Origin of the sequence: Dokdonia sp., from assembly GCF_039945015.1 — a bacterium.
Lineage (GTDB): Bacteria > Bacteroidota > Bacteroidia > Flavobacteriales > Flavobacteriaceae > Dokdonia.
This window is the reverse complement of sequence record NZ_JBDUXP010000030.1, coordinates 418,115-436,266: the sequence shown is the minus strand read 5'-3', so window position 1 is coordinate 436,266 and position 18,152 is coordinate 418,115. Positions and strand designations below refer to the sequence as shown.

16 protein-coding genes are annotated in these 18,152 nt (G+C 33.7%); 13 read left to right on the top strand and 3 right to left on the bottom strand.

Features of this window, described 5'->3' with window-relative positions:
* Window positions 1-97 precede the first annotated feature (97 nt).
* Both ABJD27_RS21815 and ABJD27_RS21810 read left to right on the top strand, forming a co-directional pair.
* Window positions 98-928, top strand: a complete 831-nt coding sequence (locus ABJD27_RS21815; protein ID WP_348164622.1) for a class I SAM-dependent methyltransferase — start codon at window positions 98-100, stop codon at window positions 926-928.
* Window positions 929-1,161: 233 nt separating this feature from the next.
* Window positions 1,162-1,680 (top strand): OmpH family outer membrane protein, encoded by a 519-nt coding sequence (locus ABJD27_RS21810; RefSeq protein WP_348164619.1) that lies wholly within the window; start codon window positions 1,162-1,164, stop codon window positions 1,678-1,680.
* Window positions 1,681-1,923: 243 nt separating this feature from the next.
* On the opposite strand, the gene ABJD27_RS21805 is transcribed toward ABJD27_RS21810, so the two are convergent.
* Together ABJD27_RS21805 and ABJD27_RS21800 are read right to left on the bottom strand one after the other, a co-directional pair.
* Window positions 1,924-2,325: a DoxX family protein gene (locus ABJD27_RS21805; protein ID WP_348164616.1), complete on the bottom strand. Its 402-nt coding sequence runs from the start codon at window positions 2,323-2,325 to the stop codon at window positions 1,924-1,926.
* A gap of 74 nt (window positions 2,326-2,399) precedes the next feature.
* On the bottom strand, window positions 2,400-3,545 hold the full coding sequence (locus ABJD27_RS21800) for a DNA polymerase III subunit delta' (RefSeq protein WP_348164613.1): 1,146 nt from the start codon (window positions 3,543-3,545) through the stop codon (window positions 2,400-2,402).
* 76 nt (window positions 3,546-3,621) lie between these two features.
* Here ABJD27_RS21800 and ABJD27_RS21795 point away from each other — a divergent pair, with 76 nt between their 5' ends.
* The 3 genes from ABJD27_RS21795 (at window position 3,622) to ABJD27_RS21785 (ending at window position 7,580) form a co-directional block, all read left to right on the top strand.
* Window positions 3,622-4,809: a phosphoglycerate kinase gene (locus tag ABJD27_RS21795; RefSeq protein WP_348164610.1), complete on the top strand. Its 1,188-nt coding sequence runs from the start codon at window positions 3,622-3,624 to the stop codon at window positions 4,807-4,809.
* A gap of 173 nt (window positions 4,810-4,982) precedes the next feature.
* A complete protein-coding gene (locus ABJD27_RS21790) occupies window positions 4,983-6,581 on the top strand; it encodes a LysM peptidoglycan-binding domain-containing protein (protein WP_348164607.1) in 1,599 nt (532 codons plus the stop codon).
* Between the two features lie 27 nt (window positions 6,582-6,608).
* A complete protein-coding gene (locus ABJD27_RS21785) occupies window positions 6,609-7,580 on the top strand; it encodes a DUF4837 family protein (RefSeq protein ID WP_348164604.1) in 972 nt (323 codons plus the stop codon).
* A gap of 71 nt (window positions 7,581-7,651) precedes the next feature.
* Here ABJD27_RS21785 and tatA read toward each other — a convergent pair whose 3' ends face one another.
* Window positions 7,652-7,843, bottom strand: a complete 192-nt coding sequence (tatA, locus tag ABJD27_RS21780) for a twin-arginine translocase TatA/TatE family subunit (RefSeq protein WP_348164602.1) — start codon at window positions 7,841-7,843, stop codon at window positions 7,652-7,654.
* A gap of 233 nt (window positions 7,844-8,076) precedes the next feature.
* On the opposite strand from tatA, the gene ABJD27_RS21775 reads away from it, so the two are divergent.
* Genes ABJD27_RS21775 through ABJD27_RS21740 form a run of 8 tightly spaced genes read left to right on the top strand, consistent with a single transcriptional unit; the run spans window position 8,077 to window position 18,094 of the window.
* A complete protein-coding gene (locus tag ABJD27_RS21775; RefSeq protein WP_348164599.1) occupies window positions 8,077-8,943 on the top strand; it encodes a M23 family metallopeptidase in 867 nt (288 codons plus the stop codon).
* Window position 8,944: 1 nt separating this feature from the next.
* Window positions 8,945-10,432 (top strand): GH3 auxin-responsive promoter family protein, encoded by a 1,488-nt coding sequence (locus ABJD27_RS21770; RefSeq protein WP_348164597.1) that lies wholly within the window; start codon window positions 8,945-8,947, stop codon window positions 10,430-10,432.
* 18 nt (window positions 10,433-10,450) lie between these two features.
* On the top strand, window positions 10,451-12,139 hold the full coding sequence (locus tag ABJD27_RS21765) for a hypothetical protein (RefSeq protein WP_348164595.1): 1,689 nt from the start codon (window positions 10,451-10,453) through the stop codon (window positions 12,137-12,139).
* A 21-nt stretch (window positions 12,140-12,160) separates the two neighbouring features.
* Entirely contained in the window at window positions 12,161-13,171 is a 1,011-nt protein-coding gene (locus ABJD27_RS21760) for a hypothetical protein (RefSeq protein WP_348164593.1), read from the top strand.
* Between the two features lie 27 nt (window positions 13,172-13,198).
* The gene (gene gmd / locus ABJD27_RS21755; RefSeq protein ID WP_348164590.1) at window positions 13,199-14,314 is read left to right on the top strand and encodes a GDP-mannose 4,6-dehydratase; all 1,116 of its coding nucleotides are present in this window, start codon (window positions 13,199-13,201) and stop codon (window positions 14,312-14,314) included.
* 7 nt (window positions 14,315-14,321) lie between these two features.
* Complete coding sequence (locus ABJD27_RS21750) at window positions 14,322-15,365, top strand: GDP-L-fucose synthase (RefSeq protein ID WP_348164588.1); 1,044 nt, start codon at window positions 14,322-14,324, stop codon at window positions 15,363-15,365.
* Window positions 15,366-16,688 carry a flippase gene (locus ABJD27_RS21745; RefSeq protein ID WP_348164585.1) on the top strand — a complete coding sequence of 441 codons (1,323 nt, stop codon included), beginning with the start codon at window positions 15,366-15,368 and terminating at the stop codon, window positions 16,686-16,688.
* A complete protein-coding gene (locus tag ABJD27_RS21740) occupies window positions 16,670-18,094 on the top strand; it encodes a hypothetical protein (protein WP_348164582.1) in 1,425 nt (474 codons plus the stop codon). The genes ABJD27_RS21745 and ABJD27_RS21740 overlap by 19 nt, the downstream gene beginning before the upstream one ends.
* The last annotated feature ends 58 nt before the right edge of the window (window positions 18,095-18,152 follow it).

Genomic DNA, 18,152 nt, shown 5'->3' with positions numbered 1-18,152 from the left:
ATTTTGTTTCACGTGGAACATTTTAATTAAAATCTTTTGATCTTAATATTTATAAAACGATCTCATTACAGATCGTTAAAAACCTAGGTAAAAATCAATGAAAAACACATTTGAAGTAAAAGATCACTCTATCTCTGGAGAATCATTTCGTTTAGAATATGATGAACAACTTCATATGTATTTTACAACGCCAAAACCTTCAAAAGAAAAATTACCATCTTATTATGCAAGTGAAGATTATATCTCGCATACAGATAGCAAACGTTCTTTGTTTGAAAAAATGTACCAGGTAATAAAAGGAATTACGCTTTCGCGAAAGCAAAAACTACTTACTGCTTACCTACCTCAAAAAGGACACCTTTTAGATATTGGAGCTGGAACAGGAGATTTTTTAGAATACACGTCTCAAAAGGGATGGACAATTTCTGGAGTAGAACCTAATGAGAAGGCAAGAACACTTGCGCAGCAAAAAAGCATAGCTCTTACAGAGCATTTGCCAGAGAATACAACTTCTTATGATGCTATTACCATGTGGCATGTTTTAGAACACGTTTATGATCTAGATGACCAATTGCATTGGCTTAAAAAGAAATTAAGCAAAGAAGGAGTGCTTTTTATCGCTGTTCCAAATTTTGAATCTTTTGATGCCATTCATTATAAAACGGATTGGGCAGCATATGATGTTCCTAGACATTTATATCATTTTTCTAAAAAATCAATACAACAGCTTTTTGAGAAACACGAAATGCATGTCGTTAAGATACTTCCTATGAAATTTGATGCCTATTATGTGAGTCTTCTTTCTGAAAAATATAAATCTGGTCGCATGAATTATTTTAAAGCATTTTGGTCTGGATATAAATCAAATCAATCTGCTAGACGATCTGGAGCCTATTCCTCTTTGATTTATGTAATAAAACATAAATAACCGCCTACAAACTCAAAATAAGCTGTTTTAAGCCACTTTTCTTGTAAAAGACAGGTGTATGCCTTCCTGTTTTTTATTTCTTTATTAGAAAACTGCTAGTAAAGTTAATCTCAATAATAAATATTTATTATTCACAACCATTACTATAAAAAAATTTTATAGAGTAAGATTTTTAGAATTTTTTGCAAGAAGCGAAGCAAACTTTCTATTTTTGCCGCAAAACATAATAACTCATGAAGAAAATAGGAATTTTAATAATCGTTGCGATTTTAGGTGTTGCGTGTCAAGCAGACAAAACTGCTTATGTAGATACAGAAAAGTTGTTGACAGAATATAATGAGCTTAAAGACTCAAAAGAACATTTTACAAAAGAGAACGATGCTATTCTTGACGATCTTGAAATTAAAATCCAAGCCTATCAAATAAAAGAAAATCTATTTAGAAAAAATGGACCTTCCATGGCTCGAAATAAACAAGAAGAGAAGTATAATGAACTGGCAGCCGAAGCTCAACAATTACAACAGGAACGCCAAACTAGATTAGGAAAATTACAAGCAGAAAGCCAAGTAGTAATAGATAGTTTAATTAAGAAGGTAAAAGATAAGGTAAAAGAATACGGTAAGGCAAATGGTTATAGCTACATCTACGGTAGTAATGATGCAGGAAGTGTATTGTATGGTAAAGATGAATTAGATATCACACAAGCAATCTTAACAGATCTTAATACTGGATATAAAGGATCAAAAGAATAATTTCTATATACATAGAAAAGATAAAAAATGCGATGAGAAATCATCGCATTTTTTATTCCTAAAACAAAAATTATTTTACGTCAATTGTCTGATTATTAGATATTTAACATAAAGTCATTGCTGTTCTTTGTTTTTAGTTAACGACATACTGATCACTAAGTGTCGTTATATTCTTTACTTTAAATGATATTGTTAAGTAACATAATTGATAATTAAATACAGCTTTAAAAGAAGTAATTACATTTAATGATTAGACAATAACCAAACACCAAAAATGACAACAATAAAATAACCTACAATGGTAAAAGCTCCAGCATAATCTTTTGCAATGCGCTGTCCAAAAAGGAGCATTAATAAGCCAACTGCAGCAGCAATTGCTGCATATAATGCAAGCGTAAATTCGTTATGCATTGCAAGCTGATATATGCCTATGATAGCCAACACAGATGTAAGTAAATCTAGGACCACTAAAACACCCACTAAGAGAGGTACCATGCTTCCTAAAAAAGTGTCTTTAAAATGACCATTTAGCCACCCAATTTGACCCTTCCAATCAAAGACTTTATCTAGTCCAGATTGTAAAAAAGTAATTAGTATAAAGAGTAAAATTAAGATTTCAGTAATATTAGTAAGTAAAAAGTCCATAAAACGTGTTTTTGTAATTCTTAATTAATTTTTAGACGTATCAAAAATAAAAGCTTACATATTGATTTTATTGTCTATTTGCGATGTAGCAATCGTGTTAGTTTTATAGAAAGGTCAGATAGAATAATACGAGCATTCCCATTACGTTCTATATGATATGCGGCATCTTGAAGTTCAGAAACGATGTCTGTAATGTTATTTCCGTGTACAAAAGGAGCAAATTTTTGAAGGTCAAAACCGGTCTTTGGCTCCAGATAAACAAGCTCGTCTGTTTGGTAATTTAAAAGCATCGCTTGACGGAAAAATTGGACACAATATTGTAAGAAACTTTTCTGGGTTTCGCGACCCGTTTTTGCAATAGTTTCACTCCAATTTAACAACTCAATAACCGACTCTTTTCTACCCTTTGCCATGAAGGCAGTACGCACCCATGTAATAAACCATTTTTCAAATTGTACATCATCTCCATTTTGATGTAAAATGTGTAAAGCTGTATTATAATTTCCTTGCGCTTGATGCGCTATTTTTTGAGCTTCTTTAGGGTCACATTGTTGTCTTTTAATTAATGCATCTGCAAGATGTGCTTCACTTATTGCTGGAAAATGCAATACTTGACATCGAGATTTGATGGTATCTATGATTTTATCCTCATTTTCTGTAATAAGGATAAATAATGTTTTTGCAGGTGGCTCTTCAATAAGCTTTAAGAGTTTATTTGCAGCTGCCGTATTCATTTTTTCCGACATCCAAATAATCATCACCTTATAACCGCCTTCATACGCTTTTAAAGCCAGTGATTTATTAATATCAATTGCTTCATCAACTCCTATTTGCCCTTGCTTTTTTTCTATATCCAGATGTTTGTGCCATTCAAAAAGATTTTGATATGGATTTTCTTTTATAAACGACCGCCATTCTGTTGCAAAATGTTTAGATACAGGATGACTTTTTATAGAACTTGTTGTTGCTACTGGATAGGCAAAATGTAGATCTGGATGTGCAAGTTGTTCAAATTTGAGATTACAAGAAGCATTTCCTTGTGTGTTTTCTCCTTGACTATTGCCGCATAAAATATACTGTGCATAAGCAATTGCCATAGGTAAAGTGCCTACACCAGTTTTACCTACAAAGAGTTGTGCGTGTGCAATACGACCTGCATCTACACTTGTAGTGAGGTGTTTTTTAATAAAATCTTGACCGATAACGTTTTCGAAAAGCATAGTATGCCAAATATAAAAGAAATGTAACGTATATAATGCGTCTATCTGCTATATTTGCCTGCAAAATAACGAAGCAATGAAGACCGTAGACCACTTCAATTTTGAAAATAAAAAAGCATTAATTCGCGTAGACTTTAATGTCCCGTTAGATGAATCACTTCAAATAACAGATACGACAAGAATTGAAGCTGCAAAGCCAACCATTTTAAAAATATTAGAAGATGGAGGTGCAGCGATTCTTATGTCTCACTTAGGAAGACCTAAAGGACAAGAAGATCAATTCTCTATGAAGCATATTTGCCGTAAAGTTTCTGAGATTATAGGAGTAGAGGTAACGTATGTTGCAAATTGTGTAGGAGAAGAAGCTATTCAAGCAGCAGAATCCCTTCAAATGGGGCAGCTTTTATTGTTAGAAAACCTACGCTATCATAATGAGGAGAAAGAAGGTGATGTCGCTTTCGCGAAAGCGTTATCAGAATTAGGAGATATCTATGTAAATGATGCCTTTGGTACGGCTCATAGAGCACATGCCTCTACAACTATTGTAGCTCAGTTTTTTCCAGAAAATAAATGTTATGGGAAGCTGCTTTCTAAAGAAATAGAAAGTTTAGATCGTGTCTTAAATAATAGTGAGAAACCAGTCTTGGCTATTTTAGGAGGTGCCAAAGTATCTTCTAAGATTACAGTGATCGAGAATATTCTGGACAAAGTAGACGAGATGATCATAGGTGGAGGAATGGCATATACTTTTATTAAAGCTCAAGGAGGAAATATAGGAGATTCTATATGTGAGGATGATAAAATGCAACTAGCTCTTGATATTTTAAAAGCAGCCAAGGAGAAAAATGTACAAATACACCTTCCTGTAGATGTGCTTGCTGCCGATGCCTTTTCTGAAACAGCTAACACACAAATTGTTGCTATAGATGCAATTCCTGAAGGATGGTCTGGTCTGGACGCAGGTCCTGGATCTCAATCTGTTTTTGACGGTGTTGTCCAAAGAGTCAAAACAATTTTATGGAATGGCCCTTTAGGTGTTTTTGAAATGGAGCCATTTGCTGGAGCAACCATTGCTTTAGGAAATAGTATTGCCGAAGCCACAAAAAAAGGAGCCTTTTCTCTTGTAGGAGGAGGCGATAGTGTTGCTGCAGTTAAGCAATTTGGTTTTGAAAATAAAGTAAGCTATGTCTCTACAGGAGGAGGAGCGATGCTAGAAATGTTAGAAGGAAAAACATTACCTGGTATTGCTGCAATTAAGAACTAAATATCTATAATACATACAGGCAAAATGTATATTAAAACATAATAAAAAGCTACTTTAACGAGTGGCTTTTTTCAGTCTTTACAGTATAAAATATACATGACTTATGAATAAACGCCTATATTTGAAGAGCACATAATTCATACGAATTTTGTAATCCCCTCGTTGTAAAAGCTATGAGAATACTTCAGATATATAGTATTATTGGATTTTTGTTTATTTCTGCTTTCGCAAAAGCGCAAGACACCCTATCCTATGAATCCTATAAAAAAGAAAATAAAGAACGTGTCGCGATACAAAGAGATACCGTTACGATTATAGACTCTATTACGACCACCTCTTTTATAAACGAGATTGATAAAGTAGAACTTAAAACTGTTATAAAAGATTCTGTGGTTTTTAACTTGGAGGATGAGCCTTTTGCTGCACGACTGGATTCCCTATGGCGCAATGAGTTAGCACGAATGGACCTATTTGATTCTATCACAAATATGGTGCAAGGGCAGGATTATAAAAAAGAAGTACTATATAAAGATCTGCCTACAGATACTTTAAAAAAGAGACTCGCACTTATAAATGCTAGAACACCATTTAATGTTGAATATAACACGTCCCTTGAAAGTGTCATAAAACGCTATTTAAAACGCCATAAACCGACAATGGAGCGTCTTATGGAAGTGAGTCAGTTTTACTTCCCAATGTTTGAAGAAACACTTGATAAATACGATATCCCTCTTGAGATGAAATATCTAGCTATTGTAGAGTCTGCATTACGACCTCGAGCAAAGTCTAGAGTAGGAGCTACAGGACTATGGCAATTTATGTTTAGTACAGGAAAAATGTATGGGCTTGATGTAAATTCTTATGTCGATGAACGTATGGACCCTATTATGGCAACAGAAGCAGCATGTCAATATCTAGCAAAACTCTATGAGCTTTTTGGAGATTGGGACCTTGCACTTGCTTCTTATAATTCTGGACCTGGTAATGTGTCAAAAGCGATACGACGTAGTGGAGGGTATAAAAACTATTGGAATATAAGAGCAAATTTACCAAGAGAAACTGCAGGATATGTTCCCGCTTTTATAGCAACGATGTATCTTTTTGAATATGCCGAAGAACACGGATATCAACCTAAGAAAGCACCTGTCAATTATTTTGCAACAGATACCATTCATGTAAAAGAACTTATTACCCTTGAACAAGTAGCCAAACTTACTGGAGAACCTCTAGAAGTAGTACAGTTCTTAAACCCTTCTTATAAACTCGATATTATTCCTGTTATAAAAGACGAAAAATACTATGTACGACTTCCTATAGAAAAAATAGGAAAGTTTGTGCAAAATGAAGATTCGATATACGCTTTCGCGAAAGCAGAAATAGACAAGAAAGAAAAGCCATTACCTAAGTTTACGACAGCAAGCACCCAAGTACGATATAGAGTAAGAAGTGGGGATTATTTAGGTAAAATAGCAAATAAATATGGAGTGAGAGTAAGCCAGATTAAGAAATGGAATAACCTACGATCTAACAATTTAAAAATAGGGCAACGCCTCACGGTTTATCCTCGTAAACCAGTGACCTCTTCTAGCTCGTCAAGTAGTTCAAAAACAGTAGTTACAAACGGTAAGAAAGTATATACCGTAAAAGATGGAGATTCATTATGGAAGATTGCAAGTAAATTTCCTGGTGTAAGTGTAAAAAATATCAAAGTTTGGAACGATATTAGCGGAGATAATGTAAAACCGGGAATGAAACTTGTTGTTTCTAAATAATAACATTCCTAAAAAAGCACGTACATCATGAAAAAATTACTCATAGCAGTTTTCTTTTTAGGAATGCTTATCTCTTGTGATAAGACACAAAAGAAACCTTCTTTAGAGGGCTCTTTAGGAAATCTAAATACGATTAAAGTTATTATAGATAAAGATCAGTGGCAAGGAAGAGTAGGAGATACATTGCGTAGATTTCTAGCAGCACCTGTTGATGGACTACCTAGGGAAGAACCTTTATTTACAATTGATCAAATCCCTGTAGATGCTTTTAAAGGGCATATTGCAAAAAACAGAATATTCCTTAGTGTTAAATTAGGAGAACCTTCTGGCATTTCTATAGATAAAAATGTAACGGCAAGACCGCAAACAGGCATTACGATTTCTGGTGAAGATGAAGATGCGATTATAAAAGTGATAAAAGAGAATGAAGAGAGAATCGTCAAAGCTTTTAAAAACGAGGAACTTGCTTCTGTTCAAAAGCGTATTCGTAAAGCATTAAAAAAAACAGATTCTCTTAAATCTACCTTCGGTGTTAAGATTCAATTTCCTACAGCGTATCGATATACAAAGCAAGAAAAGAATTTTTTCTGGATGCGTAAAGACTTAAAAAGAGGAGGCAATATGAATATAACAGTATATGAAGTACCTCTTAATATGATAGATAAAGACACTTTTTCTGTAGCACGTATTGTGCGTGTGAGAGATTCTGTTTCTGGAACTAACATTACATTAGGAAAAGGTCGTTTTCAAACGGAACGATCGTATTCTCCATACTTATTTGAAACAGAGATTGATGGTCATTTTGCTTGGGAAATGAAAGGTACTTGGGATATAAGAGATGGTAGACATATGGTAGGACCCTTCTTAAATTATGCCATTAAAGATGAAAAAAATAATAGATACATTGTTTTGGAAGGCTTTATATTCTCTCCATCATTAGATCAAAGAGATAATATGTTTGAACTTGAAGCAATATTAAAATCAGCTAAGATTTACTAAATAGGCTATACATTCTAAAAACAAAAAACCCGATACAAACTGTATCGGGTTTTTTGTTATGTTTTAAAAAATTAGTTTTTCTCTTCTATTTTAGAGTCACCATCTTCATCCTTTGAGGCTTTTTTAAATTCCTTAATTCCTCCTCCAAGGCCACGCATCATTTCTGGTATCTTTTTACCTCCAAAAAGTAATAATACAACCAAAACAATAAGACCTATTTGCCAAGGTCCAATCATACCTAAAAATATTCCTAAAAAATTCATGTCTTTAATTTTAGAATAGCAAAGATACTAAAGAAATATGATGAGGGGGTAGTATGAAGGAACTTTTAACGCGTATTCTATATTAGAATCGCGTTATGTGTATACTAAAAAAGGGATTATAACGCTATATCTTGAAGTCGTCTTATACTTATTTTACAAGGAACTATAAAGTATTCTAGGTTTTCCAATACAGTATATGGGTTTAAGACTTTAGATAGTATATTTGCAAGCATATGTCACGTAAAAAAGGCGAGAAAAAAGCGATTACAAAAAAACTCCTGCATAAATACAGGCTAGTGATCTTAAATGAAGACACTTTTGAAGAACGTCTGTCATTTAAGCTAACGAGACTTAATGTATTTATTCTTGTAGGTATTTCTGCTATTATACTTATTGCCTTAACCACACTACTTATTGCCTTTACACCCTTAAGAGAATATATACCGGGATATTCTAGTGCAAAACTAAAATTACAGGCACAACAATTACTAGTGAAAACAGACTCTTTAAAGACCGTTATAGATGTGAACGAACAACAATATGCTTCTATACGTAAAGTGCTAACAGGAGACTTAAAAACAATAGAATTTGATAAAGATTCTATTGAAAACACTTCTGGTGTTCCCAATGAGATTACGATTCAACCCTCAAAGGAGGATTCGTTACTTCGCGCAACCGTCGAACAACAAGATAAATATAATCTTTTTGAAAGCGCAAGTACACCTGTAGATTTTGCATTGTTTCCTCCTGTAAAAGGTATTATTTCTTCTGGATATGATAGCGAGTTAAAACACTATGCGGTAGATGTAGTTACAGAAAAAGATGAACCCGTAAAGGCTGCGGCAGATGGCACTATTATTTTTGCCTCTTGGACTGCAGACACAGGACATGTGCTTATCATAGAGCATGCGAACAACCTAATTACCGTCTATAAGCATAATGCTTCATTATCAAAAGAACAAGGAGACCTTGTAAAAGCAGGTGAAGTAATAGCGACTGTGGGTAATACAGGAGAATTAACAACAGGTCCACACTTACATTTTGAATTATGGAACAATGGGTATCCCATTAATCCAATTAATTATATAGATTTTAAATAAGATGTCTATTAAATCCTTTGCTGCAAAAATATTTGCTTCTCGTATTAAACGTAAAATAGATGCGTGGGCATCAAACCCTATTGTTACACAAGAAAAAGTCTTTAAGTATCTTATAGATGCTGCTCAGTATACTGATTTTGGAAATGATCATCACTTCGATACGATTCATTCTTATGAAGACTTTGTTAGGGAAGTTCCTATTAGAGATTATGAAGCATTACGACCTTATATAGATCGTGTTGTTGCTGGAGAATCAAATATTGTATGGCCAGGAAAGCCTCTTTATTTTGCAAAAACCTCAGGGACGACTTCTGGTGCAAAATACATTCCGCTTACAAAAGATAGCATGCGAACGCATCCAGATACAGCTCGTAACGCTATCCTATGCTATATTGCAGAGACAGGGAAAACAGCTTTTGTAGATGGAAAGATGATCTTTTTACAAGGAAGCCCTGAAGTAGAGGAAAAAAATGGAATTAAAATAGGGAGACTTTCAGGAATTGTAGCACACTATGTCCCTAATTATCTACAAAAAAATCGCTTACCTAGTTTGGAAACCAACTGTATTGATGATTGGGAGACAAAAGTAGATGCTATTGTCGAAGAAACAATAGACAAGGACATGACGATTATAAGTGGTATACCTTCTTGGGTTCAAATGTATTTTGAAAAACTAATTAAAAAATCAAATAAACCCGTAGGAGAACTCTTTAAGAATTTTAACCTTTTCATTTACGGAGGTGTAAACTATGAACCGTATCGCGCCAAGTTTGAAAACCTTATAGGCCGTCGTGTAGATAGTATTGAACTATATCCTGCAAGTGAAGGATTTTTTGCATTTCAGGATAAACAAGATGAAAAAGGAATGTTACTTCAACTTAACAGCGGTATCTTTTATGAATTTGTAAAAGCTGATTCTTTTTTTGATGACAACCCTAAACGCATCACCATAAAGGAGGTTGAGGTAGGTGTAAATTATGTGATGATTATTTCTACAAGCGCTGGATTATGGGGATATAATATAGGAGATACTGTTATATTTACTTCGACAAAACCTTATCGAATTTTGGTTTCGGGACGTATCAAGCATTTTATATCTGCCTTTGGAGAACACGTAATAGGTAAGGAAGTAGAGCAAGCGCTACAAGAAGCTATCCAAGGAACAGAGATACGCATTAATGAATTTACAGTAGCACCTCAAATTACACCAAAAGAAGGATTGCCTTATCACGAATGGTTTATAGAATTTGAAAATGAGAGTGAGGATATGGCCGCTTTCGCGAAAGCAATAGACGCCTCTTTACAATCTCAAAACAGCTATTACCTTGACCTTATAGAAGGAAAGGTGCTACAACCTTTAAAAATTTCTAAAGTAACCTCAGGAGGTTTTAATGACTATATGAAGTCTATAGGAAAACTAGGAGGTCAAAATAAAATCCCTAGACTTTCTAATGACAGACAAATTGCAGACAAATTACCAATTATTTGAGTATCTTTGGGCTTTAATATGAGTATATTAAAAAAACAAGGGCGTACAAGAGCACAAGAAAGTAGCAGCGCCATAGAACGCATGTACATAACCATGCGCCATCTCTTTAATCGAGGCTTCTATAAACCTATGGGAGTTTCTGGAGAAACACTACGAGAAGCATTACTTATTTTAAGACCTGAAATTTATGGTTCTATCGCAGAAGAAAAGGTAGAGCTAGATGGCTTATTGTATGTAATAGATAGGCTTCCAGAAAGAATAGAAGAATGTCGTTTTATTAACTTAACAAGTGATGAAGGATATAAGAATAGTCTTTTTGAACCTATCATTCCTCGTAAACGTAGACGTAATTGCTATCGAATAGACGAAGAACAGATGAACATAGAGGTCACTCGTGGACGTTCTGAAATTTATGACATTCTTACACATCTTACTTTTCTTTTTATAGAATCCCACAAGATCATGAATCGCGTATTGATTAATGATAGAGGAGATCTTACTCGAGATTGGGAAAAATTAGAAAAGGCAGTCCTTTCGGAAGAGGAGTTTACACAAAAAGAAAGAGAAGTCGCTATCACACATACGGCTAATATTCTAGGAAGAACTTTTGAAGAAGTAAATGAGGTCGCACCACTATTTAACACAAAGAATAATACACGTCGCTTTCTAGAAATCATTTATTGGTTAGGAAAACTTGCCATTGCAGAAATGACTCAGGATGAGAAACGCACAGTGACCTTTAGTCCAGTATTAAGAGAACGATTGGGACATCACATACACGGAGAAATCTGGGCGCAAAATATCAAGAGAACACTTAAAGAAAATGACCTAATACATCGCCCTATTCATATCATAAGTGCAAATATGCATAGCGTGATGAATACGATGTATGCTCCAGTAGCTTTAAAAAATGAACTCAAAAAGAGTTCTAAGCTAGATGTATATGAACTCCTAAGTGATTCTAGTAGCAGTAAATTGAGAGCCAAAGTTGAGAAAACTGCACTACAAAATGGTATGATCTATCTAGCAGACGAAAGCGGAACAAATATCAATGTGCAAATCTTTGATATGTGTAAACTTTCTATAGAAGAAAATGAATTTTGTGATCAAAAGACGCAACCAAAGGACGATCCTGTCATCTTAGTTATGGACTATGCTTTTGGGGAACAAGCCTATGAAACTATGGAAGAGTTGTTAAAACCCTTTAAAGAAAAGGAAAGTACAACATATCTTAATGTATGTTCTGTTTCAATAATGGGAAAAGCAGGTATCCTAGATGGAGGTAAAGGTGATATTATGATTCCTTCTGCACACCTTTTTGAGGGTACTGCAGATAATTACCCATTTAAAAATGCACTTAAGAAAGAAGACTTAGAAGGTGAAGGATTAAGAGTATTTGAAGGAGCTATGGTCTCTGTACTAGGAACTTCATTACAAAACCGAGATATTTTAAAATTTTTCCATGACAGTACTTGGAATGTAATTGGTTTAGAAATGGAAGGAGCTCATTATCAAAAAGCCATACAAGCAGCCTCTAAATTAAGAGGAAATATACAAGAAGATGTTGAAGTGCTTTATGCATATTACGCATCTGATAATCCACTGGAAACAGGAAGCACACTTGCTTCTGGAGGATTAGGAACAACAGGAGTAAAACCCACATATTTGATTACAGAAAAAATCCTGTATCATATTTTTAAGATATAACAAACCAAAAACAAAAAATACATGAGTGCATCACAACCAGCGCCTAGTGCTGATCAGGAAATGGATCTCACAGATATTTTTGCGCTTTTTCAGCGCCTATTCTATAAATTTTTAGCGCTTTGCTTTAAGGCTGTAGACTTTGTCTTTAAATTCTGGTGGATTATCCTATTACTTATTATTGGAGGAGCAACTATAGGGTATCTTACAAAAAGCGACCCCTCTTATAGATCTATCGTTGTTGTACAGTCTAATTTTGATAGTCAAGCATATTTATACAATGCTATTAAACAATTTGATGATAATCTTTCTGAAAAAGATAGTGTCTTTATAAATTCTGTTGGATTAACAACGGAAGGGACATCTATTAAAGGAGTAAAAATAGGGCCTGTGGTAGACGTTATGGGGCTTATAGGAGAGTTAAAAGTATCAGATAGAAATCTTACAACTATTATTAAAGAATTAGAAGTAGATGATGATACAGAACTATTTGCTTCAGATCGTTTTTATACAAACTATAAATACCACAGACTTATTATTGATCTTAGAAACGAAGAGGCAAAAAAGGACATTGTTAAGATTACTGATTATATAAATAAAAAACCATTTATACAGAAAATAAAAGAAGAACGCACAAAAAACATTCAAGAGCGTATTGATCAAAATGAGTTATTAATACAACAGTCAGATGCACTAATAGAAAATTATACTAAAAATGCAGATCTTTCTAATCAAATTACAAATGAAAAATTATCTTTTTTCAATAACTCAAATAACCTTAATGTAAATGGGATTCTAACATTTAAGAATGATCTTGCAATTGAAACAGAAACGCTTAAAAATGACCTCGCAGAATCATTGGATGCTGTTGTTGTAATAAGCGATTTGCAGACTGCAAAAATGGAATCATTTAAACAGAGAAAAGAAATTATATATCCCGTCGTATTTGTATTTGTATTCTTATTTCTAGCAGGAATTCGTTTTACATACTTGTCTTTAAGAAAGGAAGTGGAAGCGCAAAATTTATTGGATTAATTAAAGATACTTTGTCAAAAAAACAATATGACTAAAATAGCATTAATAACAGGTGTTACAGGACAAGACGGTGCATACCTAAGTGAGTTTTTATTAAAAAAAGGATACATTGTACACGGTATAAAAAGAAGATCATCTTTGTTTAATACAGATCGTATAGATCACTTATACCAAGACCCACATGTAGATCATCGTAATTTCTTTTTACACTACGGAGATCTTACAGATAGCTCAAATTTATTACGGATTATCCAAGAAGTACAACCTGATGAGATATATAATCTTGGAGCGATGAGTCATGTTCAAGTTTCTTTTGAAATGCCTGAGTATACTGCAAATGTAGATGGTTTAGGAGCTTTAAGACTTTTAGAATCTATACGAGCATTAGGACTAGAAAAAAAGACAAAAATATATCAAGCATCTACTTCAGAATTGTATGGGAAAGTACAAGAAGTTCCGCAAACAGAAAACACTCCTTTTTACCCTAGAAGTCCATACGCAGTAGCAAAAATGTATGCCTATTGGGCTACAGTAAATTACCGTGAAGCCTATGATATTTTTGCGTGTAATGGGATTCTTTTTAATCATGAATCTCCCATACGAGGAGAAACGTTTGTAACACGTAAGATTACTCGAGCAACTTCACGTATAGGGTTGGGTCTTCAAGAAAAAATGTATTTAGGGAATCTAGATGCAAAACGTGATTGGGGACATGCAAAAGATTATGTTAAGATGATGTGGTTAATCCTTCAGGCAGAAGAAGCAGAAGATTGGGTGATTGCAACGGGAACTACAACGACCGTTAGAGATTTTATAAAAATGGCGTTTAAACATATTGGGGTTACTCTTGAGTTTAAAGGAGAGGGAGTTGATGAAAAAGGAATTGTTGTCGCATCAGAAAACCCTGATTATACTGTAAAAGTTGGACAGGAAGTTATTGCTGTAGATGAGAAGTATTTTAGGCCTACAGAAGTAGATTTGTTGATAGGAGATGCAACAAAAGCATACAATAAATTAGGCTGGAAACCAGAACACACATTACAGGACCTTGTAGATGATATGATGAAAAGTGATATTAATCTTATGAAGAAAGATAGCTACCTTAAAGAGGGAGGATATACAACCTTAAACTACTTTGAATAATTCGCGTATGAATAAAGACGCAAAAATATATATTGCTGGACATCGAGGATTAGTAGGTAGTGCCATTAGGGAAGATTTAGAAAACAAAGGATATACAAATCTTGTATACCGTACTCATAAAGAACTTGATTTAACCGATACACTAGCAGTTACTGCTTTTTTTGAAACAGAACAACCAGAGTATGTTTTCCTAGCAGCAGCAAAAGTAGGAGGGATTATTGCAAATAATACCTATAGGGCTGATTTTATACATACAAATTTGATGATTCAGAATAATGTGATTCATCAGAGTTATAAAAGCGGTATTAAGAAATTGCTTTTTTTAGGAAGTACGTGTATTTATCCTAAAGAAGCACCGCAACCTATGCCAGAAAATAGTCTTCTTACTGGATCTCTTGAATATACAAATGAACCGTATGCTATTGCAAAAATAGCAGGGATCAAAATGTGTGAGAGCTATAATCTTCAATATGGGACAAACTTTTTGTCGGTAATGCCTACAAATCTGTATGGATATAATGACAATTTTGATCTAGAAAAGTCACATGTTTTACCTGCATTAATTCGTAAAATGCATCTTGCAAAACTACTTTCTGAAGGGAATCAAGATGAGGTGATAAAAAATCTTGGTGTTTCCGCTTTCGCGAAAGCGGAAGAAACATTAGAGAAATATGGAGTATCTGGAACATCTGTAGAGATCTGGGGAACAGGAGCTCCTCGTAGGGAATTTTTATGGAGTAAAGACATGGCAAATGCGTGCGTCTTTATTATGGAAAACACAAACTTTGGTGACGTAAAACCTGAAGGAGATGTTAGAAATACACATATTAATATAGGAACAGGAGAAGATATTTCTATTAAAGAACTGGCACAAATGATCCAGAAGATTGTGGGCTTTACAGGAGAGCTTACATTTAATACTTCAAAACCTGATGGTACGTTACGCAAACTCACCAATGTATCTAAGTTACATAGCTTGGGGTGGAAACATAAAGTTCAATTAGAAGAAGGTATAGGAAAACTCTATGCTTGGTATCTAGAAAAACAATAGATGTTCAAAAGCAAACAACTTTTTTCTAATCAAGGTGTAGGTAGATACTTTACAAATACAGTATGGCTTCTTGCAGAAAAAGGATTGCGTATTATTGATGCTTTTTTTATAGGAATATGGATTGCTCGTTATTTAGGGCCTGACGATTTTGGTGTCTTTAGTTATGCAGAGTCTTTTGTGTATCTATTTGCTGCTTTTGCAGCCTTAGGTCTAGATCAAATTGTAGTTAGAGAACTAGTAAAAGACTCATCAAAAAGAGACGTACTTCTAGGAACAACATTTGTATTAAGACTTATAGGGTTTGTTGTTATGTTTGCAGGAATTGTCTTTGTAACCCGCCTTTTGGATAATACAGAGATTAAAAACACCATGGTGATGGTGATTGCGCTAACTATATTTTTTCAGAGTATACGAGGCGTTGATTTTTACTTCCAGAGTAAGGTTCTTAGTAAGTATACGGTAATAAGCAATGTCATTGCAGTTGGTGTCTTAAGTATTGTAAAAGTGATTCTCATTCTTTCTGAAGCGCCACTTATATATTTTGCATATGCTCTAGTGTTAGAATGGATAATAATATCATTGGGGTATATTATTTCTTATATACACCATAAACAATCATTTTTAAAATGGCGTTTTAAATGGTCTGTTGCTAAAAGCTTACTGAAAAAAAGTTGGTTTTTAATTATTGGATCAGTAGCTGCTGCTTTATATATGAAGATCGATCAAGTGATGATTGATGAGATACTTGATGAACGTTCTGTGGGTTTGTATAGTGTGGCTGTAAAATTAACTAGTATATGGATTTTTGTTACGGTGGCTATCACACAATCTGTTTTTCCATCATTAGTGAGTACTAGAAAAAAAGATAGATCTCTTTTTTTGAAAAGATTACAGCAATTGTATGATGTTTTAATCAAAATAGCCGTGGTTGTTTCTATTCTTTATACGATTTTTGCAAGCTATTTCGTTCCTCTTTTATTTGGAGAAGAATATACAGAGAGTAGTCATATATTAGTACTATATATCTGGTCTATCGTTTTTGTGTTCTTAAGTAATGCTTCTTGGGGATTTTATTTAAACGAAAATTTAGAAAAGTTTTCTAGTATACGACTTGTTATAGGAGCGATAGTTAATATATCATTGAACATATTTTTTATAGAATGGTATGGACTTGTTGGTGCTGCTTATGCAACATTAATATCATATGCTATTTCAGGATACTTTGTAAATGCATTATTTACAAAAACAAGAATAAATTTTTATTTACAAACCAGAGCGTTTTTAAATATCTTTAAATTAAACACGTGGATACATCCATTATGAGTGAAGAATTAAAAGCAAAAGACTTAGCTACTATTGAGTTTTCTATAGATAAAGTGTGTACCCTATACTTTTATGAAGATAGAGTACTAAGGGGCATCCATAGTGATTATGTTGTTCAGGTTAAGGAGATGTTTGATAGCGGAATGATGCAAGAACTTGTAGAAAAACAACTTTTTGTAAAGACATGGATTTCTAACACAAAAATTGAAGGTTATGAGCTCGTTATAGAGCACGAACGTATCCAGTATTGGAACTATCCATATGAGTGGTCATTTACGATGCTTCATAGGGCTGCAAATGTCGTTCTAGATGCAAATGATATTGCAAATAAATATGGATATGAGCTTTTTGATGTACATGCATTTAACGTAGTGTATGATATGGCTAGACCTAAGTATGTGGATTTTGGGAGTTTATTGAAAAAAGACCCTAAAAATGGCAAAAGTTGGTCGGGATATCTTAACTTTTATAATTCATTTTATATGCCTTTGTATTTGTATAATAAAGGATTTTCTGATCTGTCAAACAGCATCTTTTTATACAATGGGTTTTTTAGTGATCAAGACCTTTTTCAGCTAAGGCATAAATATGCAAGCTTTTTTGGAAAAAAGATTTCAGACTTACTTTTTAAAGCGCATAATAATACAAGGCGTCTTTCGGTAGCTAGATACAGCAGGGTTATAGATAAATATGGAGGACACAAGCACATTAATAAGCTCCTTAAATTTAAAAAAGCGTATCAAAATAAGTTTACAACAAGTAAAGCACGCAAAAATATTAAAAGCGTAAACAAAAGCAGAATAGATTCATATTGGAAAGATTATCATAATGATAAAAACCCATCAAGTGATGCCCGTTTTTTACGTATTACAGAACTTATTAAAACAAAATTAAATGATGCATCTTCTTTAATAGAGCTTGCTTCTAACCAAGGGAAGTTTGCAAATTATGTGTTAGAAAGCACACAAATAGAGAAGATCATTGCTACAGATTATGATAAAAATGCATTAGACCGTATTTTTCAGAATAATGAAAATAGAGAAAATGTACTACCTCTAGTATATGATTTTGTAAGGCCAAATAATAGAAGTAATACACTTAAAATTGACCAAAGAATTCATGCAGATGTTGTAATGGCTCTAGCGGTAACACATCATTTAATTCTTACACAAGATGTGAGCCTGGACCATATCTTTAAAGTGCTTGCATCTCTCACAAATAAATATATTATTGTCGAGTTTATGCCGTTAGGTCTTTATTTTGGAGATATGGACAACATTCCAGCGTTTCCAGAGTATTATACACTAGATTGGTTTAGAGAAGCCTTTTCAGAAAAGTTTGACCATATACTAGATGAAGAAGTTGCTATCAATAGACATTTGTTTATTGGTAAGTTAAAAGAGTAAGCTTTCGCGAAAGCGTAAAAACAACACTCAAAATAAAGATAAATAAGATCTTTTAAAG

What these genes read in the sequence shown, in the direction of transcription:
- ABJD27_RS21815 (WP_348164622.1), top strand. Translation starts at nt 98, where the DNA reads ATGAAAAACACATTTGAAGTAAAAGATCACTCTATCTCTGGAGAATCA.
- ABJD27_RS21810 (WP_348164619.1), top strand. Translation starts at nt 1,162, where the DNA reads ATGAAGAAAATAGGAATTTTAATAATCGTTGCGATTTTAGGTGTTGCG.
- ABJD27_RS21805 (WP_348164616.1), bottom strand. Translation starts at nt 2,325, where the DNA reads ATGGACTTTTTACTTACTAATATTACTGAAATCTTAATTTTACTCTTT.
- ABJD27_RS21800 (WP_348164613.1), bottom strand. Translation starts at nt 3,545, where the DNA reads ATGCTTTTCGAAAACGTTATCGGTCAAGATTTTATTAAAAAACACCTC.
- ABJD27_RS21795 (WP_348164610.1), top strand. Translation starts at nt 3,622, where the DNA reads ATGAAGACCGTAGACCACTTCAATTTTGAAAATAAAAAAGCATTAATT.
- ABJD27_RS21790 (WP_348164607.1), top strand. Translation starts at nt 4,983, where the DNA reads ATGAGAATACTTCAGATATATAGTATTATTGGATTTTTGTTTATTTCT.
- ABJD27_RS21785 (WP_348164604.1), top strand. Translation starts at nt 6,609, where the DNA reads ATGAAAAAATTACTCATAGCAGTTTTCTTTTTAGGAATGCTTATCTCT.
- tatA (WP_348164602.1), bottom strand. Translation starts at nt 7,843, where the DNA reads ATGAATTTTTTAGGAATATTTTTAGGTATGATTGGACCTTGGCAAATA.
- ABJD27_RS21775 (WP_348164599.1), top strand. Translation starts at nt 8,077, where the DNA reads ATGTCACGTAAAAAAGGCGAGAAAAAAGCGATTACAAAAAAACTCCTG.
- ABJD27_RS21770 (WP_348164597.1), top strand. Translation starts at nt 8,945, where the DNA reads ATGTCTATTAAATCCTTTGCTGCAAAAATATTTGCTTCTCGTATTAAA.
- ABJD27_RS21765 (WP_348164595.1), top strand. Translation starts at nt 10,451, where the DNA reads ATGAGTATATTAAAAAAACAAGGGCGTACAAGAGCACAAGAAAGTAGC.
- ABJD27_RS21760 (WP_348164593.1), top strand. Translation starts at nt 12,161, where the DNA reads ATGAGTGCATCACAACCAGCGCCTAGTGCTGATCAGGAAATGGATCTC.
- gmd (WP_348164590.1), top strand. Translation starts at nt 13,199, where the DNA reads ATGACTAAAATAGCATTAATAACAGGTGTTACAGGACAAGACGGTGCA.
- ABJD27_RS21750 (WP_348164588.1), top strand. Translation starts at nt 14,322, where the DNA reads ATGAATAAAGACGCAAAAATATATATTGCTGGACATCGAGGATTAGTA.
- ABJD27_RS21745 (WP_348164585.1), top strand. Translation starts at nt 15,366, where the DNA reads ATGTTCAAAAGCAAACAACTTTTTTCTAATCAAGGTGTAGGTAGATAC.